Here is a 22,655-nt window from a genome sequence, read left to right on the forward strand (position 1 = left end):
CAATTCCGATTACAATCTTTCTGACTCAACGGGGTGCTGCAAAAAGAATTTTTGTGGCTGAGATTAAGCAATTAGAACCCGAACACCTGAACCAGATAATACTGGCGTAGGAATTGAGGCAGGATGTTTGTGTTTATCCTCACTCAACCCTGTGCCGCTCATAACAAGGAGAGCGTCCAGTGAAATATACTATTTCCGCACTTGCACTAGCCCTATCGTTTTCTGCCTCCGCAGAACAAACCTTAACTGTATATACCTACGACTCATTTGCTTCTGATTGGGGTCCTGGCCCGAAAATTGAAAAAGCGTTTGAAGAAAAGTGTGGTTGTGATTTACAGTTTGTCGCCTTAGATGATGGTGTTTCAATCCTTAATCGTCTGCGATTAGAAGGAAAGAATAGCAAGGCGGATGTTATTGTTGGTTTGGACACCAATTTAATGGCAGAAGCGACCAATACGGGCTTGCTTGAGCAACACAATGTAGATACATCGAACATCACATTACCAAATGGTTGGTCTGATCAAACTTTCGTACCATTCGATTTCGGTTATTTCGCTTTTGTTTATAACAAAGAGACATTAACTAACCCGCCAAAAAGTTTAAAAGAGTTGGTTGAAAGAGATGACGAGTTAAAAGTGATCTACCAAGATCCAAGAACATCGACTCCCGGACAAGGTTTAATGCTATGGATGAAATCTGTATATGGCGATAAAGCCTCAGAAGCTTGGACTAAGCTATCTGCTAAGACAGTCACAGTCACCAAAGGTTGGTCTGAAGCTTACTCTATGTTTTTGAAAGGTGAGTCCGACATGGTGCTCTCATATACCACATCACCGGCCTATCACCTTATTGCAGAAAATGAAAGCAAATATAAGGCTGCAGATTTTGCCGAAGGTCACTACATGCAAGTAGAAGTTGCGGCTAAAGTGAAAAGCAGCAAAAACACAGCATTGGCCGATGAGTTTATGGCCTTCATTTTGTCAGATGAGTTTCAAACGGTAATGCCTACGGGTAACTGGATGTATCCAGTGACGAATGTGGCATTACCAGACGGGTTTGAATCACTAACGGTACCAAAACAAGCTCTTACATTTACACCACAACAGGTAGAAAAGATGCGTAAACCGTGGATTCGTGAATGGCAGAGCGCATTAACGAAGTAATGTAAGCCTAGTGCCGTGTAGTCAACTACGCAATCAGGCGATAACGCAGTAGAAAATGACAACAAATGCTGCCCGAAGGGTTCATCTAAAAGCGCCTTGAGCTGTGCTATGAGTCGTTGGCATAGAATAACTATGCTACTCTCCTCATGCCTTGCTCAAAACGCTTTTAGACTGAACAACATTTGTACTTGAAAAGTCAACAGACTCTAGTGATGGCTTTAAAAAACCTCAGTTCGAGATAAAAAATTAGAACCGCCTGTATCGTCATGGGCCTAGACGCTAAAAAGTGCTAACGAGAGGCTTAGCGTATTTCGAATTGAGGTAAGTAGTACCGTACTTAGGTGTTTTCCGGAACAGAATGTATTTTTACAAGATAATTAATGTCGTTGATATAAGTTGCTATGCAGAAAACTCCTAAGCTGGGTGTCGCTGTTGCCATCATCATTTTAACCTTTGTGCTTTCCGCATTAAGCGCACTGCTGTTTTATACTCCAGACATTCAGGTGTCTGGTTTTTGGCAAGACAGTTATTATCGCCATGTCACGGTATTTAGCTTTTACCAAGCTTTTCTCTCAACTTTATTGAGTGTTGGCTTGGCTGTTCCTGTTGCTCACTCCCTCTCTCGGCGGAATTTTTACGGTAAATCCATCTTGCTTAAAGTGTTCTCTACTACATTGGTTTTGCCTGTGTTGGTGGGGGTGTTTGGACTGCTGGCTATTTATGGTAATAGCGGTTTATTGGCAGAACTGTTTGTTTGGTTTGATAGTAAGTTGCCATTTTCTATTTATGGTTTAAACGGCATTTTACTTGCTCATCTATTCTTCAATCTTCCTTATGCTAGTCGTCTTTTATATCATTCTTTAGCATCTATCCCAGAGGAGCAGCATAAACTGTGTGCGCATTTAGGTATGAGCCACTGGTACAAATTTAGATGGGTTGAATGGCCAAGACTAAGACAACAACTTCCTCATGTCTGTGGCTTAGTGTTTATGTTGTGCTTTACCAGTTTCGCTACCGTGATGGCGCTAGGTGGTGGGCCTAAATCGACCACCATTGAGTTGGCCATTTATCAGGCCATTAAATTTGATTTTGATCTGCAAGCTGGCGCTATTTTAGCGATCTGGCAGATGCTGTTGTGCGCCTTATTGTCCTTGTCTATCCAGCGGTTAGCCAAGTCTAGTACCTTTGTTTCTAGCCACTCAGGCGGAAATATTGCGGTAACAAAAGATAATGTTAAAGCTAAGTGTTGGGATGCATTTTGGATACTGTTCGCGGTGACACTGGTGATTCCACCATTAATAATGGTGGTGATCAGCGGAATGAATTCACAGTTAGTAACCGTCATAACCAGCAGTGATTTTTGGTCAGCGTTAACCGCTTCAATACTGATCGCACTCGCGGCATCCGTGCTAGCCTTGGCTAGCGGAATGGCTATTTTGATGACCAGCCGAGCATGGCGTATGAATAACAAACATCATCACGCGGATGGTATTGAGCTCGTCGGGACTATTATTCTGGTGACCCCCAGCTTAGTGATCAGCGTTGGATTGTTTTTGTTGCTACGCTACCTCGGAGATGTATTTCAATACGCAGCGATTATTGTGGTGGTGGTGAACAGTTTAATGGCGCTTCCTTATGTGATTAAAACCTTGTCTCAGCCTATGCTGCATCTTGCCCAGCAGTATCATCTATTGGCTGCAAGTTTGGGAATGAAGGGGTTTTCTCGCTTTTATTTACTCGAGTGGAGAGCGCTTCATAAGCCCATTGCTTATGCCTTTTCCATCAGTTTTATGTTCTCTGTAGGGGATCTAAGTGCTATTGCGCTATTTGGCAGCCAAGAGTTCAAAACGTTGCCCTTATATCTTTTCCAGTTATTAGGCAGCTATCAAATGGATGCGGCTGCGGTTGTTGCCTTGAGTTTATTGATTCTAAGCCTAGGTTGTTTTAGTGCGGTAGAACGTTTTTTTAGGAGAAGTTAATGCTAAATATTGATGAAGTGAGTTATCAGTATCATCAAGAGTTGTTTCAATTTAATGCTTCTATTGAAAAAGGCAGCATTACCGCATTGATGGGGCCAAGTGGTGCAGGAAAATCAACCTTGCTGGCGTTAATCGCAGGATTTATATTGCCGAAAAAAGGCGATATTACAGTGAATGGTGATTCGATATTAGCTCAAGAGCCTCATCAACGTCCTTTTGCCATGCTGTTTCAAGAACATAATCTTTTTACTCACCTTACCGTAAGAGAGAACATCGCGTTAGGGCTTCATCCCGGATTAAAACTGTCAGCGCAACAGCAGAAGCAAGTGCTAGAGGCAAGTCAACAAGTTGGGCTTGAACAGTTGTTAGATAGAAAACCAGAACAGTTATCTGGTGGGCAGAAGCAACGAGTGGCTCTGGCTCGCTGTTTTGTTCAGCCCCATTCTGTTTGGTTACTGGATGAACCTTTTTCCGCTCTTGATCCTATATTAAGAGAAGAGATGCTAATACTGGTGAAACAGCTGGCAAAAGAGCGTGATATTACCATTGTAATGGTGACTCACCACCTAGCAGATGCGCTCTCAATTGCTTCAGATTTTGTATTTTTAGCTCAAGGTAACGTTCAGGTGAGCGATAAAATAGCAAGACTGCAGGATCATCATAATAACGAGCTACTCAATGAGTTTGTCCATGCTGGTGGACACTCATAACAGCATCAGCAATGATTCACTTTATTCGTTCGCGCAGTCGGAAAATGAAGCGTGTTGAAGAGCAAATTTAAATCACGTTTTATTTGCAGGTGCTTTTAGCCGCTAGTGTTAAAAAGAATGGTGAAATCTCACCTTTCTCCGTGACCTGTATTGCCGCATCAAGTACTATTGCCGCCCTTTCTGAGCAATGGTCTTTTTGAGCCTTTACGAAGAGAGATGAAAGATTAAAACAAGATTACAATTAAACTATGCTTTATATGCAAACATGACTATTTTAGTTGTTATTAGGTCAGTAGACCCTAGCATGGTGATATTTAATTGGCTGAATGACGAAATAAGAGGTAATCAACTTTATGGCATTTGCTTTGGGTCAGCGCTGGATAAGCGACACAGAGAGTGATTTAGGCTTAGGAACGGTAGTAGAGCTTGATGCTCGTACGGTAACGATTATGTTTGCCGCATCTGAAGAAAATCGAGTGTATGCCCAGAAGGATGCACCGGTGACCCGAGTGATATTTCACGTAGGTGATATTGTCGATAGTCAAGAAGGCTGGTCGTTAAAAATAGAGCAAGTAGCTGAAGAGAAAGGGCTTCTAACCTACACAGGAATACGACAAGATTCTGGTGAAGAAGAGGTGGTGCTAAGAGAAATATTTTTGAGCAATCAAATTCGTTTCAATAAGCCACAAGATAAGCTGTTTGCTGGACAAATTGACCGTATGGACAATTTTGTTTTGCGTTATAGCGCATTAACCAATCAGTATCAGCAGCATAAGAGCCCAATGCGTGGTTTATGCGGTATGCGTGCCGGGCTTATTCCTCATCAACTGTATATTGCTCACGAAGTTGGGCGCCGCTATGCGCCACGAGTGTTACTGGCTGATGAAGTAGGCTTAGGTAAAACCATTGAAGCCGGAATGATTATCCATCAGCAGGTCTTATCTGGTGCGGCAGAGCGGGTATTAATCGTTGTGCCTGAAACATTGCAGCATCAGTGGTTAGTGGAAATGATGCGTCGATTTAACCTTCATTTTTCCATTTTTGATGAAGAGCGCTGTATTGAGTCTCTTGCGGATGCCGCCAATCCATTTGATACCGCACAGTATGTATTGTGCTCTTTGGATTTCTTAACGAAAAACCAACGTCGATTTGAACAGATTGTTGATGGCAATTGGGATCTACTGGTGGTAGATGAAGCTCACCACCTTGAGTGGAGCTTAGAAAATCCAAGCCGTGAATATCAAGTTGTCGAAAGCATCGCCTCAAAAACGCCGGCGGTTCTGCTGTTAACAGCAACCCCTGAGCAGTTAGGTCATGAAAGCCACTTTGCCCGTTTGCGCCTACTTGATCCAGACCGTTTTTATGACTATCACGCTTTTGTTGAAGAAGAGAAAAGCTATGAGCCGGTTGCCGATGCGGTAAGTACCTTGTTTAGTGGTGAGTTGTTACCTGATGGGGCAAAAAATCAAATTAGCGAACTGCTATCGGAGCAGGATGTTGAACCGCTATTCCGAATTATTGCTAGTGATGCTGAAGAAGATGAAAAACTGAAAGCACGTTCTGAGCTAATCGACAATCTAATGGATCGACATGGAACCGGGCGAGTGCTATTCCGTAATACTCGATCGGCGATAAAAGGCTTTCCAAAGCGCAACGTGCACTTGTTACCTATGGAGATGCCAGAACAGTATGGCCGAGCTTTGCGTGTTTTTAAGATGCTGGATGCGGACTTAGCGGTTGAAGCAAAAGCGATGAGAATGCTCTACCCTGAAGAGATTTTCCAAGAGCTTGAAGGTGGCAGCTCATCATGGTGGCAGTTTGACTCTCGTGTCGATTGGTTGATTGATAAAGTAAAAAATAGACGTTCAGAAAAAATCTTGGTGATTGCTTCTAGGTCGGCAACAGCATTGCAATTAGAGCAGGCGTTGCGTGAACGTGAAGGCATTAGAGCAACAGTGTTCCACGAAGGGATGTCTATTTTAGAGCGGGACAAAGCCGCTGCTTATTTTGCTCAAGAAGAGGGTGGCGCTCAGTTATTGATCTGTTCAGAAATCGGTTCAGAGGGGCGTAACTTCCAGTTTGCAAATCAGTTGGTGATGTTTGATCTTCCATTTAACCCTGACTTATTAGAGCAGCGTATTGGTCGACTCGATAGAATTGGTCAGCAGCGAGATATCGACATTTATGTCCCTTACTTGCAAGGTTCATCTCAGGGAATATTGGCTCGTTGGTTTGAAGAAGGGTTACAAGCCTTCTCCGAAACGTGTCCAACTGGTCGTGCGGTTTATGATCAATTCTCTGATGCGTTAATTGATATGCTGGCTAGCGGCGACAATGACGCATTGAATGACGTTATCACACAGTCAAATAAAGTGAATAAACAGTTGAAGTCTCAGTTGGAGCAGGGCAGAGACCGTCTATTAGAGATGCACTCTAACGGTGGTGATGCTGCACAACAGATTGTTGAAAAAATATCGGCCACAGATGGCGACACACAACTGGTGACCTTTGCACTGAATCTATTTGATACCATAGGATTAAATCAAGATGACAAGGGAGAGAATGCATTAGTCGTGACCCCTTCAGAGCATATGATGGTACCGAGTTATCCCGGGTTACCTTATGATGGTGCGACGATCACTTTTGATCGTGAAACCGCTCTATCTCGAGAAGATATGAACTTTATCAGTTGGGAACACCCAATGATTCAAGGTGGTATTGATCTTTTATTAAGCGAAGGTGTAGGGACATCGGCGGTGTCGTTACTGAAAAATAAAGCGCTACCTGTTGGAACGCTATTACTGGAGCTGATATACACGGTTGATGCTCAGGCACCAAAGCGCAGTGGGATCAACCGATTCTTACCTAGAACACCTATTCGTTTAATGATTGATGGCCGGGGGAATGATCTTTCTGAACAGGTTGAATTTGAAAGCTTTAACCGTCAGTTGAGCCCTGTGAATCGACATATTGCGAGTAAGTTAGTGACATCGGTACAAAATGATCTGCATACGCTTATTGACGCGGGTGAACAGCATATCGGTGCTAAACTCCAGTCGGTCAGAGAGTCGGCTAAGCAAGAGATGATGCAAGTACTGAATGGCGATTTAGAGCGTCTACAAGCCCTAAAAGCGGTGAATCCAAATATTCGTGATGAAGAGCTACAAGCCATTGATGAGCAAATTGCTCAGTTGACGGATTACATTGATAACGCGCAGATTCAGTTGGACTCATTGAGAGTGATTGTGGTTAGCCATAACTAGGGTCTGTTTTATTAGGGCCACTTTCTATAGAGATGGCCCTTTTTTATTGTGAACAAAGTGAAATTTTTTCTACCATGATCGATTACAAACCTTCAGACGCACCGATTGAAATATGCTATCAAGATGAGGCAATTCTTGTTGCTAGTAAACCCGCTGGATTACTTTCTGTACCAGGGCGTTTAGCAGAGCATTATGACAGCTTATGGAGTCGGCTGGTGGTTGATTTCCCTAACATTCAAGTGGTTCATCGGTTAGATATGGCGACCTCAGGATTGATGCTGTTGGCGTTAAATAAAGATGCAGAACGTCATTTGAAAAAACAGTTTCAATATCGACTAACCCATAAAGTCTACTATGCCCGTGTATGGGGAGAGGTAGAGAATGACGAAGGACTGATAGATCTTCCGTTAATATGTGACTGGCCAAATAGACCGAGACAGAAAGTGTGTTATGAGCATGGTAAGCCTTCTCAAACCCGCTATCAGGTCGTTCGCAGAGAGGGGGAGACCAGTTTGGTTCGTCTATTACCCATTACTGGACGCTCGCATCAACTAAGAGTTCATATGATGGCGCTCGGTTATCCTATCGTTGGTGATGAATTTTATGCCAATGAAGAGGCGAGGGAGTATTCAGAAAGATTACAGTTACACTCTACGGAGTTGAGTTTTTATCATCCGGAAAATGATCAGTTAACAGTGCAGTTTGTCGAGTGTGAGTTTTACAAACAAGCTAAACCAGAAGTGTTGCAACATTTTTCTTCTGCCGCAACACTGCCTGATTATAAACAGTTCGCACAAGTGTAGTTGTACTCACTGTGTCACTATCTATCCTTGCGGTTTAACGACCAAAACGTTGATCGGTGAGTTCTGTACCACTTTGCTAGCAACAGACCCCAGTACGACTTTGTCCACTTTAGAACGCTTATGGCTAGGCATGACGATAAGATCTGCGCCAAGCTTAACCGCATATTTAAGAATGGTGGCATAAGGCTTACCTTCTGCTACGTGAGTTTTATAGATAACATCTTCTTTAATATGTGTTTCAGCAAACTTTTGTAACTGATTTTTCACATCCGTTTTCATCTGTTTTGCTGCATCTTTAGGGAAGTAGGTCGCAACCATTGACATATGTATTCCCGGTAACACTGTGAGCAAATGTACTTCTGCATTGGAATTCTTTGCATGCCATACTGCTAACTCAACAGCTCTATCTGAAAAGCCTTTATCATTAAGATCTACTGGAACAAGGATCTGTTTATACATTTTTATATTCTCATTATGGGGGGAAGAGCGGTTCGCTCTAAAGCATCCCTTTCCGGTAAAATAGCGGAACCAATATCGTTACTATTGGTTCCAACCCCTTCTACGCGCGAAGCTCATCCTTACTTGCGCGACGTCTCTGATTAAAGCCTAGACCAATGAGTAATAGCATTGCAGGTAAAAATACCCACTCTTTCATTGGGCGTTCTGCATCTATTATTACAGACTGAATCTCCCAATCAAAATCGATACCTGCGGACTCTGCAGGGCTACCAAACTCGACCATATCGACAATCATTTTGCCGTCTGATTCTAGTAGCATTAGCCCCATCGAAGATATCCGTTCATCCGCTGTTTCAGCATGATCATCAAATGGTAACAGTACTGTTCTCTCTAGATAATTACCTTCTAAGTTCTCACCAGAGACACGAAGTTCAAGTGATTGTCCCACATCGAGATTTTCAGTAATTTGAGCTATCTCAACTCCTGGATGAAGTTCTTTTTCAGGATAAAGCATATCCCACCAAAAACCGGGACGGAAGAAGGTGAAGGTGAGAGCAAGAAGTAATAGCGTTTCCCACCATTTGTTTTTAGTGAACCACCAACCTTGCGTTGCTGCTGAGAATATCAACATCGCCAAGGTGGCTGACAGTACTGTTAGCAGCAAGTGCCACCAAGTATCAATGCCCATCATCAACAACTGGGTATTGAAAACAAACATAAACGGTAATATCGCTGTTCGGATATCGTAGGTGAAGCCTTGAATACCGGTTCTTATTGGATCCGATTTTGCGATTGCTGCGGCAGCAAAAGCGGCCAGACCAACAGGTGGCGTGTCATCCGCCAAGATACCGAAGTAAAAGACAAATAGGTGAACGGCGATTAACGGAATAATTAACCCGTGAGCAGCACCAAGAGTCACAATGACTGGAGCCATTAGCGTTGAGACAACAATGTAGTTGGCGGTAGTGGGTAACCCCATACCAAGAACCAAGCTAATTACGGCGGTAAACAATAACATCAGTATAACGCTACCACCGGATATAAACTCGACAAAGTCAGTCATCACTAAGCCGATTCCCGTTAAGGTGACTACCCCAACAACGGTTCCTGCCGCTGCGGTTGCTACCCCGATACCGATCATATTACGAGCACCTGAAACCAAGCTTTCAGAAAGGTCGATAAATCCTCGTTTTATCTCCGTTTTTAAATCACCTTCTTTAGCAAAAAAGGCCAACAACGGACGTTGAGTGATCAAAATAAAGATCATAAATACCGTTGCCCAGAAAGCAGATAATCCTGGTGAGAAGCGCTCTACGGTTAGACACCAGACTAATACCACGATTGGCAGTAAGAAATGTAAACCTGATTTAATGGTTGGCCCTGCGTCAGGTACTTCGATGAGTTCTTCATCGATAGACATTTGAGCATGCTCGCTGTAAGCCGCAGAGATGCGAACCAGAGCAATATATGCCAGTAACAGAGCGACAGTCACAATTGGGGTTGCTGCTGCACCAAATACGTCTTTAGTCCAACCTACACCGTAATATACAGCGGCACTTATTACACACAGTCCCAATATGGTGCCACTGAATGACAACAAGCTATGAATAAACTTAGGTGTATGACGACGTGGAAGACCTGTCATCCCTGCTTTACAAGCTTCTAGGTGAACAATATAGAGTAAAGCGATATAAGAAATTAACGCAGGAAGTAGGGCGGCTTTAATTACTTCAACATAGGAAATACCGACATACTCCACCATTAAGAAAGCTGCGGCTCCCATAATTGGTGGTGTTAGCTGACCATTTGTAGAGGCGGCGACTTCAACGGCTCCCGCTTTGGTTCCCGGGAAACCAACTCGCTTCATCAACGGAATGGTGAAGGTACCAGTGGTCACTACGTTTGCAATGGAAGAACCTGAAACTAAGCCGGATAGACCTGAAGCGACAACAGCAGCTTTTGCTGGGCCACCACGCATATGTCCAAGTAGTGAAAATGCGACTTTTATAAAGTAAGCGCCGGCACCTGCTCGTTCTAGCATGGCACCAAATAGTACAAACAAAAATACAAACGAGGTTGATACGCCTAATGCAACACCGAATACCCCTTCAGTGGTTAACCATAAGTGCGACATGGCCTTATTTAGGCTTGCCCCTTTATGCGCGATAACATCAGGCATGTATGGGCCAGCAAAGGTATAAGTTAGGAATACAGCAGCAACCACCATCAGTGGTGGCCCTAAAGCTCTGCGTGTTGCTTCTAATAGCAGTACCATACCGATAACAGCAGCAACAATATCCGGAGTGGTTGGTGCACCAGAACGGTCAGCGAGCTCGGCGTAAAATATGTAGATATACGCTGCAGAAAAACTACCCGCAAGCGCTAGAGCCCAATCAATGAGTGGAACTTTGTCCCTCGGGGAGTTGGATAACGCTGGATAGGCAGTAAATGCTAAGAAAATAGCAAATGTTAAGTGAATAGATCGCGCTTGGGTGTCATTAAGGACACCAAAATCAAAAATAAACGGTAGCGGAGAGGCATACCAAAGTTGGAATAGTGACCAGCAAAGTGGGACAAACCATAAAATACGTCCAGAGATACCGGCAGGGTTTCTGGCTCCAGTGTCAGCTTGTGCCACCATTTCTTGCACATCGGGAGACGGTTTGGTTGTCTGCGTCATGTACTTTATCCTTATATTTGATGGTCGTTTATCCGAAAACCAAAATTACTTAAAAATTAACTATAGATAATTTTAGGATAGACCTGTCAGTATCGCTTAAATTATCGTGTTTGTTTTGGCTGTGAATAAAACTAAATGTTGAAGAATCTGAAAAATATTATGGTGTTATAGAGCGGCTATTTTGCTCTTACTATAAATTGATAAGGAGGCGTACGCCTCCTTAGTATAAGCAATAATTTGATAAATCAATTACTTAAGTAAACCAACTTCTTTGTAGTATTTTTCTGCACCTGGGTGAAGAGGGATAGAAAGACCTGCTTTTACCATCTCTTCTTTTTTCAGGTTAGCAAAGGCTGGGTGTAAACGTTTGAATGTATCAAAGTTTTCAAAAACAGCTTTAGCTAGGTTATAGGCTACTTCGTCAGAAACGTCAGTTGTTGTTACCATAGTTGCTGCTACACCGAAGCTGTTCACTTCACCTTCTGTACCGCGGTAAGTTCCTGCTGGTAGAGATGTGTATGCATAGTATGGGTTTTGTGAAACGATTTTATCAATTTCAGCACCTGTTGCTGATACAAGTTTTGCATCACAAGAGGTTGTTGCTTCTTTGATTGATCCATTTGGGTGACCAACCATGTAGATAAATGCGTCAATTTTGTTATCACAAAGAGCTTGTGAACGCTCAGATCCTTTCAACTCTGAAGCGAGTTTAAAGCTATCATTGGTCCAGCCAAATGCATCCATAACAACACCCATTGTAGCGCGGTCACCCGAACCTGGGTTACCAATATTCACGCGTTTGCCTTTTAAATCAGCAACGTTGTTAATACCAGAATCTGCGCGAGCAATGATGTTAAATGGTTCTGTGTGAAGAGAGAACATTGAACGAAGTTTTTTGTACGGACCTTGAGCTTCAAATTTGCTTGAACCATTGTATCCGTGGAACTGCCAATCAGACTGAACAACACCAAAATCTAGTTCACCAGCACGAATAGTGTTGATGTTGTAGATAGAACCGCCAGTTGATTCTACTGAACAGCGAATGTTGTGCTCTTTGCGGCCTTTATTTACTAGCTTACAAATTGCACCACCTGTTGGGTAGTAGACACCAGTTACTGAACCGGTACCGATGGTAATGAAATCTTGAGCGGAAACAGCTCCAGCTCCCATTACTGCGGCGGCAATTGCGCCAACTTGGACAAATTTTTTAAATGCCATGAACTTTCCTTCCTTATATTCATTGTGAACCCCGCAGCGAGCTATACGTCGTTGTTTACTAAGCATAGTAAATGCAGGAGTTTCCTGTTTGGAAACGGCATCTTTTTCAATCCATATCTTGAAAAAGTGGCCGCATAATAGCAAAAAAATGGCATGAAATTATATGAAAGCGTGAATCGATAGGAGGAACAGCTGGGCTACTAAGGTCTAATATAGGAAATAATTTGTTAATAATGTTAAAAAAATCAGTCACTTATTTAAATGACTGATTTCTGCAAAGCGATTATTGATTCTGTGAATTTGATCACGGAATAAAAACGAAGTTCTGAATTGTAAGAAAAATCGCTTTTTTTGCTCTATCCGGTGTATTCAAACAGTGTGCAAACCGAATCAAATAGTTGCTTGGTGGTAACGTTAAGTGTCGGCGTAATGAAGATAGTGTCATCACCTGCAACGACGCCTAAAATACCTTCTGATTTACCTAGTGAGTCAAGTAAACGAGCGATAAGTTGGGCAGCTCCTGGCCCAGTATGGATAACTACAATTGCATTGTTGTGGTCGATATCAAGAACCAACTCACGTAGTGGACTAGATGTTGTTGGCACACCTAGTTCTGCAGGGAGGCAGTAAACCATTTCCATTTTTGCATTTCGAGTACGAACAGCACCAAACTTAGTCAGCATTCGAGAGACTTTGGATTGGTTGATATTCTCAAAACCTTCATGTTTGAGGGCATCAACAATTTCACCTTGAGATCCAAAGCGTTCTTCTTTTAGCAGTGCTTTAAAGGCTCTAACTAAATTATCTTGTTTATCTGTATTGCGCATGATCGATAGTTTCAATGGTAATAATGAGGTTTTTGCATTTTCTCACATTAGTTGCAATTTCAGCAAATATTCACCATAAATTTGTTGCCCCTGTCACTGATCAGACAACTCGTTAATCGTGATTGCGTAACATAATTGTTACAATAGTATTTCAAGCTAAGGTTCAGATTTCAATGCGACTTTTGTAGCACGTACTAGATGAGGTGCGCGACGTCGCAAAGCTGACGTTAATTAATTGTAATCAAACCATGATTCATTTAATTTCTTCTTATGCAAGTAAAACAAAAGAATTAGAAACCCTACACAAACTTTAATCTTAAAATCTCAAGGAGAACTACTATGAAAGTAGCCGTTATTGGAGCCGCAGGAGGCATTGGACAAGCATTAGCTTTATTACTTAAAAATCGCTTGCCAGCTGGTTCTGATTTAGCCCTTTATGATATTGCACCTGTAACACCGGGTGTCGCTGCTGATTTAAGCCATATCCCTACGCCTGTTTCTATCAAAGGTTACGCTGGTGAAGACCCATCTCCTGCCCTTGAAGGTGCAGATGTTGTTCTTATCTCTGCTGGTGTTGCTCGCAAGCCTGGAATGGATCGTGCTGATCTGTTCAATGTGAATGCTGGCATCGTTAAATCTTTGGCAGAAAAAATTGCAGTGGTATGTCCAAAAGCTTTAGTGGGTATTATTACTAACCCAGTAAACACAACGGTACCTATTGCAGCAGAAGTGTTGAAGAAGGCGGGTGTATATGACAAGCGTCGTCTATTTGGTGTGACGACTCTGGATGTTATCCGTTCAGAAACGTTTGTTGCAGAACTAAAAGATAAAGATCCAGGTGACATTCGTGTTCCTGTTATTGGTGGTCACTCTGGTGTGACAATTCTTCCTCTACTGTCTCAAGTTAAAGGCGTAGAGTTTACCGATGAAGAAATTGCAGCATTGACTGTTCGTATCCAAAACGCAGGTACCGAAGTTGTTGAAGCAAAAGCGGGCGGTGGCTCTGCAACACTTTCAATGGGTCAAGCGGCATGTCGTTTTGGTATCTCATTGGTGAAAGCACTAAATGGCGAAGAGAACGTTGTTGAGTGTGCTTATGTTGAAGGCCCTGGAGACCATACTCGTTTCTTTGCTCAGCCAGTTAAACTAGGCAAAGAGGGTGTTGAAGAAGTACTTAGCTACGGTGAGCTAAGTGCATTTGAAAAAGATGCCCTTGATGGCATGATGGATACTCTAAACGGCGATATTGTTAAAGGCGAAGAGTTCGCGAAATAATATCTACCATCTAAAAGAAAAGGTCAGACTGCTTATAGTCTGACCTTTTTTGGTTTTGTTCTCTGCTTATTTATTACTACTTATTTCGCTTAACCGCCAAATGTGCAAGAGCGATTAAGGCTTCTTTATATTCAGAGTCAGGAACGACGGACAGCTCAGCAATAGCTTTATCTGCTTCTTTATAAGCCAATTCAGTGGTGTATTGCAGTGAGCCTGTTTGTTCCATTGCCTTAAGAATGTAATCCAGCTTATCCATACCGTTTGCTTTCTCTATCGCCTCACGAATAACCTGTTGCTGTTCTTCGTTACCATTTCTCATTGCGTATAATAGAGGCAGAGTAGGTTTTCCTTCGGCAAGATCATCGCCAACATTTTTGCCCATCTCTTTACCATCCGCGGTGTAGTCGAGTACATCGTCAATAAGCTGGAATGCTGTACCAAGATATTTACCGTAGTTTTGTAAGGCGACTTCTATTTCTTCTGAAGAGTCCGTCAATATCGCACCAATTTGGGTCGCGGCTTCAAATAGTCTTGCGGTCTTAGAGTAGATGACCTGCATATAGCTCTCTTCGCTGGTATCAGGATCATTACAGTTGATCAGCTGCTGAACTTCGCCTTCAGCGATGACATTTACTGCTTCACTCATTAACGCGAGGATCTTTAAAGATCCTAAGCTGGTCATCATCTGGAAGGAGCGGGTGTATATATAGTCGCCTACTAATACACTTGCTGCATTACCAAACGCTTCATTGGCGGTTGCTTTTCCTCTGCGCATATCCGATTCGTCAACCACGTCATCATGAAGAAGGGTTGCGGTATGGATAAACTCAACAAAAGCTGCGGCCATTGTGTGATCTTTTCCTTGGTAACCTAATGCTTTGGCAGAAAGAATCGCCAGAAGCGGTCTCAGGCGCTTTCCGCCACCGCTGACAATATAAAAGCCCAATTGGTTAATTAAAGTGACTTCAGAGTTAAGTTGAGCTTGAATTATCTCATTTACTTTTGCCATATCATTGGCTGTAAGCGCTTGGATAGCTTTAAAATCCATGTTAGTTCCGGCTGAGGTTAACCTATATAAGGCTTTAGTGATTGTAATTTTTGATAGATTTTACACTAAAAAACATTGATAAATACATAATTCGTAGGCATGATCCTCCCACTTTCCATTGGCGATTAGCATTTCGCCAATTTTTTAAAAATATGGCTTGTCATGGGACGTTCATTCACGTAGAATCTGCGCCCTATTGATGATTAGTTTAGCGCACACCCGAAATGCTTGAATTTGATAGCAAAAGGCTGTGCGGAAAAAGCGGAGTAAAAAATGTACGCTGTTTTCCAATCTGGTGGTAAACAACACCGAGTAAGCGAAGGTCAAACCCTTCGTTTAGAAAAATTAGACGTTGAAACTGGCGCAACAGTTGAGTTCGATACTGTTCTTATGGTTGCTAATGGCGAAGAAATCGCTGTTGGTGCACCTCTTGTTGAGGGCGGTAAAGTAACTGCGGAAGTGGTTAAGCACGGACGTGGCGATAAAGTTAAAATCGTTAAGTTCCGTCGTCGTAAGCACTCTCGTAAACAACAAGGCCACCGTCAGTGGTTCACTGAAGTGAAAATCACTGGCATCAGCGCTTAATTCGGTTAGGAGAGATATACAATGGCACACAAAAAAGCTGGCGGTTCTACTCGTAACGGTCGTGATTCAGAAAGTAAACGTCTTGGTGTCAAGCGTTTCGGTGGTGAATCAGTTCTAGCGGGTAACATCATCGTTCGTCAACGTGGTACTAAGTTCCACGCTGGCACTAACGTTGGTATCGGTAAAGACCATACTCTTTTCGCTCTATCTGAAGGTAAAGTGAAATTCGAAGTTAAAGGTCCTAAAAACCGTAAGTTCGTAAGCATTGAAACTGAGTAATTTGGTTTCACGCTGAATTTAAAAGCCCTGCCGATTAGGCGGGGTTTTTTATTTATATGAGCTGGGTTTTATTGAAACAGACCAAAAGCATAAAGAAAGAGATACTATTCGCGTCTCTTTCTTTATGTTTTATTAGGCAGATAGCATTGGATCTCAGGTGATCGATCTGATTGGTGTTTGGATCTGCTAAAATTAGGTTATCTAGATCATGGCAGATTATTTGTGGATCAAATAACTGAAATGATTGGTCAGTATCAAAAGAGAGTGATACTGCCCCCCTGTGTGGAGTAAAAAATGAAATTCGTTGATGAAGCAGTTGTTAAAGTAGAAGCGGGTGATGGCGGTAGTGGCATTGTTAGCTTCTGGCGTGAAAAGTTTATAACCAAAGGCGGCCCTGATGGTGGTGATGGTGGTGATGGTGGTGATGTTTACATTCTCGCTGACGAAAACCTAAATACACTTATCGATTATCGTTTTCAGCGTTTTTATGCTGCTGAGCGTGGTAAAAATGGCAGCGGTGGTAATTGCACAGGTAAGCGCGGCCAGGATATCGTCATGAAAGTACCTGTAGGTACACGAGCTGTTGATATTCATACCAATGAAGTGGTTGGCGAAGTCGCCGAGCATGGCAAAAAAATTATGGTCGCAAAAGGTGGCTGGCATGGTTTAGGCAATACACGCTTTAAATCTTCAGTTAACCGTGCTCCTCGTCAAAAAACCTTAGGCACAAAAGGTGAAGTTAGAGAACTTCGTTTGGAGCTACTGTTATTGGCTGATGTCGGTATGCTTGGTCTGCCTAATGCTGGAAAATCAACATTTATTCGTTCTGTTTCAGCAGCGAAGCCAAAAGTAGCGGATTATCCGTTTACGACTCTTATTCCTAGTTTAGGGGTTGTGAGTGTGGTTCCTGAAAAGAGTTTTGTTGTTGCGGATATTCCGGGACTTATAGAGGGTGCTGCTGATGGCGCGGGTTTAGGCATCCGTTTCTTAAAGCACTTAGAGCGCTGTCGAGTATTGCTGCATATGATCGATATCTTGCCAATTGATGGCAGTGATCCTGTACAAAATGCACTAACAATAATCGACGAGTTAGAGCAATACAGTGAAAAAGTATCTCAAAAGCCGCGCTGGTTAGTATTTAACAAAACAGACCTGATGCCTGAAGAAGAGGCTGATGAGAAGATCAATGAGATCATAGAAGCGCTAGGTTGGGAAGATCGCTACTTCAAAATTTCAGCTGTGAATAAGCAAGGTACCAAAGAGCTTTGCTACAAATTAGCTGACTTTATGGAATCACTTCCGAGAGAAGAGATAGAACAGTCTGAAGAAGAGAAAGTCGACTTTATGTGGGATGATTATCATAAAGATGCGATGTCTGGCAAAGATGTGATTACTGAAGACGACTGGGATGATGATTGGGATGACGACGATGAAGATGACGGCCACGTTATCTATGTTCGTGACTGATAAATAAGATTGATAAAAACCGCAATAATCCATTGCGGTTTTTTTATTTTTATTTATATATAATCAATCGGTTATTTAACCTAAAGCACGGCTTATCTGGTCAGTATGAACTCGAATTGGCGAATCGCTTAAGAGAGCTGGAGCGCTTAGAAAATGGTTCTCTTAGCCCACTTACGTTTGATCCTCGGGCCGCTTTCTTTTCATGGAATTAGGATTCTGTATTGACTGAAGAGTGAATAGAATTCATCGGTTTAAATTAGATAACTAGGTTAGTAAATTAGTTGGTTAAGTGCAGAGAGTTGGGAGGCTTAATGGAAGAGCAAATAGCTCAGGAAGAGAAGCAGAGAACCTTGTCACGATTAGTCGCACAAGCGGGACAGATGTTATTGGCTCATGGTGCAGAGAGTACTTTGGTCAATGATATTATGTGCCGTATGGGGAAGGCTGGAGGAGCGGACGAGGTTGAAGTCTCCTTGTCTGCGAGTTCGTTAGTTGTGACGACCTTTATTGACGATCGTTGTATGACAACCACGCGACGCTGTGCGGATCGTGGTATTAATATGCGTGTGATAACCCAAATTCAACGCATCTGTATCATGATGGAAAAGGGCGTGCTTAACGCTGCTCTTGCGACGAACCGTCTCAATCAGATAAACCCAGAACGGTATAACCGTTGGTTAGTGGTGGTGATGATTGGTTTATCGTGTGCCTGTTTTAGTCATTTAGCTGGTGGAGATTGGTCAGTCTTTTCTGTCACATTTTTAGCTTCCTCTATCGGTATGATCGTTAGACAAGAGATCGGTCATCGTCATTTCAATCCACTGCTTAATTTCGCTGTTACTGCATTTGTGACGACGTTGATCTCTGCTCAGGCGGTTATTTATGATATTGGCAATCAGCCGTTTATCGCCATGGCGTCGTCGGTATTAATGTTGGTTCCTGGTTTTCCTTTGATCAACTCTGTCTCTGACATTGTTAAAGGGTATATCAATATGGGTATTGCGCGTTTTGTTATGGGGAGCATGCTGACGTTAGCGACCTCCTTGGGTATCGTTGGTGCAATGACATTAGCGGGTGTATGGGGATGGGTCAGTTAATGGAAATATTACTCGCACTGATAAACGATATGTTTTTTGCCGCTATCCCAGCGGTGGGGTTTGCATTAGTCTTTAATGTTCCACAAAAGGCGCTCATTTATTGCGCGGTTGGTGGCGCATTAGGGCACGGCGCTCGGTTTATGATGATGGAATTTGGTATTCCGATTGAGTGGGCGACTTTTTTTGCCGCGACAATGGTCGGTATGATTGGTGTGCACTGGTCTCATAAGTTTTTAGCTCATCCAAAAGTATTTACTGTCGCCGCATTAATTCCTATGATTCCCGGGGTGTATGCCTTTAAAGCTATGATTGCTCTGGTGGAGATCAATCATTTAGGCTACACGCCTGAATTACTGTCTATTTTGATGGAAAACTTTTTGAAAGCCATGTTTATGATAGCGGGTTTGGCGATTGGTTTAGCAATGCCTGGTCTGCTATTTTACCGTCGTCGTCCCGTAGTATGATGGAATTTGATAAGACAATTTGTCGGCTAGAGTCAATGAAAAGGGTAAGTGAATGAAAATTAGTATGATCGCTGCGATGGCCAAAAATCGCATTATTGGTATCGATAACCAAATGCCTTGGCATTTACCCGCTGACTTTGCTTGGTTTAAACGTTGTACTTTAGGTAAGCCTGTCATTATGGGACGAAAAACGTTTGAATCCATCGGGCGGCCACTTCCAGGAAGAGATAACATTGTTATTAGCCGCGATGCTAATTTAATATTTGATGGCGTTATGATGGTAGCTTCAATAGAAGATGCTTTTCAACAGGTTAGAGATGCTGAAGAAGTGATGATTATTGGCGGGGGCTCCATCTATCAAGCGTGTTTACCACAAGCAGAACGACTTTATTTGACGCATATTGATTTGGACGTTAACGGTGATACCCAATTTCCAGACTGGGGAGACAGTTGGAGTGAGAGTTTCTCTGAGTGCTATAAAGCGGATGAGAAAAATCGCTACGATATGAGATTTACTATTCTAGATAAGAAGTAGCTCGGTTTACTGCATACGATGGAGAGTGTGTGTCGACGTTCTGTTGCCACACACTATTTCTGTAAGCTTTGTTGAGTAAAAAAGGTTTTGTCTTCCCAGCGAATCATGGTGAGTTCGCCTCCCCAAACGCAACCTGTGTCCAATCCAATGACGTCTTTGCGTTGACAGCCCATTAGTGCAGCCCAGTGTCCAAATAAGATCGTTTTCTTTACCTTTTTCCTATTTTTAATTTTAAACCAAGGAATCAGCTCATCTTTATTGATCTCGCTGGGAGGTTGTTTGCAGAGCATATCTAAACGCCCGTCTGCAAAGCAGTATCGCATTCGGGTAAAGGCGTTGATAATATAGCGATGGCGTTCAATACCTTGTAGCTTGTTACTCCAGAGATCTGGAGTATTTGAATACATCTCTGCAATAAGCGCTGGCCAATTGTCACCTTTTAGAATCTCTTCTACTTCCTGTGCGGCTGCCCGAGCTCGTTTTAAATTCCACTGCGGTGAAATACCTGCATGACAGACGACAAAATCATCATGCTCAGCCATTAAAGGCTGCTTACGAAGCCAATCCATTAGCTCGTCTTTATCGTCGGAAGAGAAAATATTTCCGGTTTTGTCTTTCTTCTTCGCAGGGTGGATCCCTAACGAAATCGCAAGCAGGTGCAGGTCGTGGTTACCTAGTACAGTAATAGCTGAGTGACCAAGAGACTTTACAAATCGAAGTGTTTCTAGCGATTTAGGGCCTCGAGCGACTAAATCTCCGGCAAACCATATGGTGTCATGCTTTGGCGAAAAATCGGCTTTTTTTAGTAGTTGCTGTAATTCATCGAAACAGCCTTGTATATCTCCGACTATATAGTTCGCCACAGTATCTCTCTATCTGCTGGTAAGTGTGTTGCTTGATTAAGCGCTGATTAACAGTGCGATCGCTAATTAAGTATATTGGGAATGGCTAAGCTAAATGGCTCTATAACGCAGTTAAACTCTTCGCCATGTTGATCTTGCATAACATACAGCCCTTGCATGGAGCCTACTGGTGTTTTAATGGCTGTTGCACTGGTATAGGTGTATTCATCGTATGCATCAATAATAGGTTGCTGTCCAACCACTCCTTCCCCTTCTACCGTTAGCTGCTTTCCGTTAGAGTCTGTAATGACCCAACGTCGCTCCATCAATTGAACTTGTTGATTGCTGAGGTTTTTAATTGTAATGATGTAGGCGAATATATAGCGGTTCTTATCTGGTTGAGATTGCTCGGCTATATACTTGCTATGAACCTGACATTTTACACAAGGCTGAGTAACATCCATGTTAACCTCATTACGTTTCGATTGTTATCTGTCTGCGTCTAACCAGTTTGCCATATCGACAAACTGCTTAAGTGTTAAGTTTTCTGGCCTCATTGATGGGTTGACGCCTAAGCTCTCCAACGTCTCAGTATCCAGCAAGCCTTTGTAGCAATTTCTTACGGTTTTTCTGCGTTGATTAAAACCATCTCGGCATACTTTGTCCAGCCACTTCAAGCTGGTCGCTGGGTGAGGTAACTCTTCATAAGGAGAGAGTCGTACAACCGCAGAATCTACTTTTGGTGGCGGCACAAATGCGGTCGGTGGTACCTCTAGTACTGGGGTTACTTTACAGAAGTACTGTGCCATAACCGTTAAGCGTCCGTACGCTTTTGTACCCGGTCCTGCTGCAAGTCTATTCACGACTTCTTTTTGCAACATAAAATGCATATCCTGAATTTCTTTATGAAATTCGAATAAGTGAAACATGAGTGGCGTAGAAATATTGTAAGGCAAATTTCCAAATATGCGCAGTTTGTTGTTTGGCTTAACCAGTTGAGTAAAATCGAACTTCATCGCATCACCTTCGTGTATGGTGAGTTTTGAAGCTAAATCAGGGTGATTACGTAAGCGCTCAGCAAGGTCTCGGTCTAATTCAATAACCGTGAACTTATCGACTTCTTTTCCTACTGGCTCTGTAATGGCTCCTAAGCCGGGACCAATCTCGACCAAGTTTTGTCCGGGTCTTGGATTGATAGCAGAAACGATGCCATCAATAATATATGGATCATTTAGGAAGTTTTGACCAAAACGTTTACGCGCTTTGTGTCCTAAGTGGACATCATTTCTCATTTTTTCTTCTCAACTAATTCAATTGCGTATTGTAGAGCTGTTTGGAAACTTCCTGTATCCGCTTGCCCTGTTGCTGCTAGATCTAGTGCAGTACCATGATCAACAGATGTTCTTATAAAGGGTAGACCAAGAGTAATATTAACTGAACGTCCAAAGCCTTTGTATTTTAAAACTGGCAGCACTTGGTCGTGATACATACCTAATACAGTGTCAGCTTGTTGCGGATTGAGTCCACAAACAAATATTTTAGGCTGTTTAATAGCGAACTTAGTGACTAAATCGCTATGAAGGATGCGGATTATACTCTCTAGACGCTCTGCTGTAACGGCTTTTGAAATATAATTAAGAGGCAGATGGGTTGTCACCAATGCCACTCTTAATCCTTCTGTAGCCAGCATCATGACAACTAGAGGAGTGTTTGACTTCTCGGCAAAAAATTCAGTATGACCACTAAACGCAACACCTGCCCGATTAATTATGCCTTTATGAACCGGACCGGTAACTACTGCGTCAAACTCGCCGTCCATGCAGCCATATGTTGCTCTTTCTAACGTTTTAAGAACATAGGGTAGACCAAGAGTAATATTAACTGAACGTCCAAAGCCTTTGTATTTTAAAACTGGCAGCACTTGGTCGTGATACATACCTAATACAGTGTCAGCTTGTTGC

The 22,655-nt window shown here is 42.7% G+C and carries 21 protein-coding genes and 1 riboswitch; of the genes, 12 read left to right on the forward strand and 9 right to left on the reverse strand.

The window, feature by feature from the left end:
- Nucleotides 1-19 precede the first annotated feature (19 nt).
- Nucleotides 20-130: riboswitch (TPP riboswitch) on the forward strand.
- 49 nt (nucleotides 131-179) lie between these two features.
- From thiB to F0227_RS15865, 5 genes are all read left to right on the forward strand, one after another.
- Nucleotides 180-1,163, forward strand: a complete 984-nt coding sequence (thiB, locus tag F0227_RS15845; protein WP_171754215.1) for a thiamine ABC transporter substrate binding subunit — start codon at nucleotides 180-182, stop codon at nucleotides 1,161-1,163.
- A gap of 401 nt (nucleotides 1,164-1,564) precedes the next feature.
- Complete coding sequence (gene thiP / locus F0227_RS15850; protein WP_171754216.1) at nucleotides 1,565-3,142, forward strand: thiamine/thiamine pyrophosphate ABC transporter permease ThiP; 1,578 nt, start codon at nucleotides 1,565-1,567, stop codon at nucleotides 3,140-3,142.
- Nucleotides 3,142-3,852 (forward strand): thiamine ABC transporter ATP-binding protein, encoded by a 711-nt coding sequence (gene thiQ, locus F0227_RS15855; protein ID WP_171754217.1) that lies wholly within the window; start codon nucleotides 3,142-3,144, stop codon nucleotides 3,850-3,852. The genes thiP and thiQ overlap by 1 nt, the downstream gene beginning before the upstream one ends.
- Before the next feature lie 353 nt (nucleotides 3,853-4,205).
- A complete protein-coding gene (rapA, locus tag F0227_RS15860) occupies nucleotides 4,206-7,115 on the forward strand; it encodes an RNA polymerase-associated protein RapA (RefSeq protein WP_171754218.1) in 2,910 nt (969 codons plus the stop codon).
- A 74-nt stretch (nucleotides 7,116-7,189) separates the two neighbouring features.
- Entirely contained in the window at nucleotides 7,190-7,918 is a 729-nt protein-coding gene (locus F0227_RS15865; RefSeq protein WP_171754219.1) for a pseudouridine synthase, read from the forward strand.
- Nucleotides 7,919-7,939: 21 nt separating this feature from the next.
- On the opposite strand, the gene F0227_RS15870 is transcribed toward F0227_RS15865, so the two are convergent.
- The 4 genes from F0227_RS15870 to argR all read right to left on the reverse strand — a co-directional run bounded on the left by F0227_RS15870 (nucleotide 7,940) and on the right by argR (nucleotide 13,102).
- On the reverse strand, nucleotides 7,940-8,377 hold the full coding sequence (locus F0227_RS15870) for a universal stress protein (RefSeq protein WP_171754220.1): 438 nt from the start codon (nucleotides 8,375-8,377) through the stop codon (nucleotides 7,940-7,942).
- A gap of 100 nt (nucleotides 8,378-8,477) precedes the next feature.
- Nucleotides 8,478-11,057: a TRAP transporter permease gene (locus F0227_RS15875; protein WP_171754221.1), complete on the reverse strand. Its 2,580-nt coding sequence runs from the start codon at nucleotides 11,055-11,057 to the stop codon at nucleotides 8,478-8,480.
- A 249-nt stretch (nucleotides 11,058-11,306) separates the two neighbouring features.
- Nucleotides 11,307-12,275, reverse strand: coding sequence for a TAXI family TRAP transporter solute-binding subunit (locus tag F0227_RS15880; protein ID WP_171754222.1), 969 nt, complete (start codon nucleotides 12,273-12,275; stop codon nucleotides 11,307-11,309).
- 356 nt (nucleotides 12,276-12,631) lie between these two features.
- A complete protein-coding gene (gene argR, locus F0227_RS15885; RefSeq protein ID WP_171754223.1) occupies nucleotides 12,632-13,102 on the reverse strand; it encodes a transcriptional regulator ArgR in 471 nt (156 codons plus the stop codon).
- A 339-nt stretch (nucleotides 13,103-13,441) separates the two neighbouring features.
- Here argR and mdh point away from each other — a divergent pair, with 339 nt between their 5' ends.
- Complete coding sequence (mdh, locus tag F0227_RS15890; protein ID WP_171754224.1) at nucleotides 13,442-14,377, forward strand: malate dehydrogenase; 936 nt, start codon at nucleotides 13,442-13,444, stop codon at nucleotides 14,375-14,377.
- 76 nt (nucleotides 14,378-14,453) lie between these two features.
- On the opposite strand, the gene ispB is transcribed toward mdh, so the two are convergent.
- Nucleotides 14,454-15,425, reverse strand: coding sequence for an octaprenyl diphosphate synthase (ispB, locus tag F0227_RS15895; RefSeq protein ID WP_171754225.1), 972 nt, complete (start codon nucleotides 15,423-15,425; stop codon nucleotides 14,454-14,456).
- A 273-nt stretch (nucleotides 15,426-15,698) separates the two neighbouring features.
- Between ispB and rplU the strand changes: the two genes are divergently transcribed.
- From rplU to folA, 6 genes are all read left to right on the forward strand, one after another.
- Nucleotides 15,699-16,010: a 50S ribosomal protein L21 gene (rplU, locus tag F0227_RS15900; protein WP_171754226.1), complete on the forward strand. Its 312-nt coding sequence runs from the start codon at nucleotides 15,699-15,701 to the stop codon at nucleotides 16,008-16,010.
- 21 nt (nucleotides 16,011-16,031) lie between these two features.
- Entirely contained in the window at nucleotides 16,032-16,289 is a 258-nt protein-coding gene (gene rpmA, locus F0227_RS15905; protein ID WP_171754227.1) for a 50S ribosomal protein L27, read from the forward strand.
- Nucleotides 16,290-16,583: 294 nt separating this feature from the next.
- Nucleotides 16,584-17,756 (forward strand): Obg family GTPase CgtA, encoded by a 1,173-nt coding sequence (gene cgtA / locus F0227_RS15910; protein ID WP_171754228.1) that lies wholly within the window; start codon nucleotides 16,584-16,586, stop codon nucleotides 17,754-17,756.
- 311 nt (nucleotides 17,757-18,067) lie between these two features.
- A complete protein-coding gene (locus tag F0227_RS15915) occupies nucleotides 18,068-18,853 on the forward strand; it encodes a threonine/serine exporter family protein (protein WP_171754229.1) in 786 nt (261 codons plus the stop codon).
- On the forward strand, nucleotides 18,835-19,317 hold the full coding sequence (locus F0227_RS15920; protein ID WP_171754230.1) for a threonine/serine exporter family protein: 483 nt from the start codon (nucleotides 18,835-18,837) through the stop codon (nucleotides 19,315-19,317). The genes F0227_RS15915 and F0227_RS15920 overlap by 19 nt, the downstream gene beginning before the upstream one ends.
- A 52-nt stretch (nucleotides 19,318-19,369) precedes the next feature.
- A complete protein-coding gene (folA, locus tag F0227_RS15925) occupies nucleotides 19,370-19,852 on the forward strand; it encodes a type 3 dihydrofolate reductase (RefSeq protein ID WP_171754231.1) in 483 nt (160 codons plus the stop codon).
- 53 nt (nucleotides 19,853-19,905) lie between these two features.
- Here folA and F0227_RS15930 read toward each other — a convergent pair whose 3' ends face one another.
- The 4 genes from F0227_RS15930 to F0227_RS15945 all read right to left on the reverse strand — a co-directional run.
- Nucleotides 19,906-20,715: a symmetrical bis(5'-nucleosyl)-tetraphosphatase gene (locus F0227_RS15930; protein ID WP_171754232.1), complete on the reverse strand. Its 810-nt coding sequence runs from the start codon at nucleotides 20,713-20,715 to the stop codon at nucleotides 19,906-19,908.
- 62 nt (nucleotides 20,716-20,777) lie between these two features.
- Nucleotides 20,778-21,158 carry a Co2+/Mg2+ efflux protein ApaG gene (gene apaG, locus F0227_RS15935; RefSeq protein WP_171754233.1) on the reverse strand — a complete coding sequence of 127 codons (381 nt, stop codon included), beginning with the start codon at nucleotides 21,156-21,158 and terminating at the stop codon, nucleotides 20,778-20,780.
- Nucleotides 21,159-21,182: 24 nt separating this feature from the next.
- The gene (gene rsmA / locus F0227_RS15940; RefSeq protein ID WP_171754234.1) at nucleotides 21,183-21,986 is read right to left on the reverse strand and encodes a 16S rRNA (adenine(1518)-N(6)/adenine(1519)-N(6))-dimethyltransferase RsmA; all 804 of its coding nucleotides are present in this window, start codon (nucleotides 21,984-21,986) and stop codon (nucleotides 21,183-21,185) included.
- The coding region (locus F0227_RS15945; protein WP_171754235.1) for a 4-hydroxythreonine-4-phosphate dehydrogenase PdxA at nucleotides 21,983-22,655 on the reverse strand (673 nt) is incomplete at its 5' end. The genes F0227_RS15945 and rsmA, both read right to left, overlap by 4 nt.

It is taken from the genome of Vibrio sp. 99-8-1 (genome assembly GCF_013114595.1).
Taxonomy (GTDB): domain Bacteria; phylum Pseudomonadota; class Gammaproteobacteria; order Enterobacterales; family Vibrionaceae; genus Vibrio.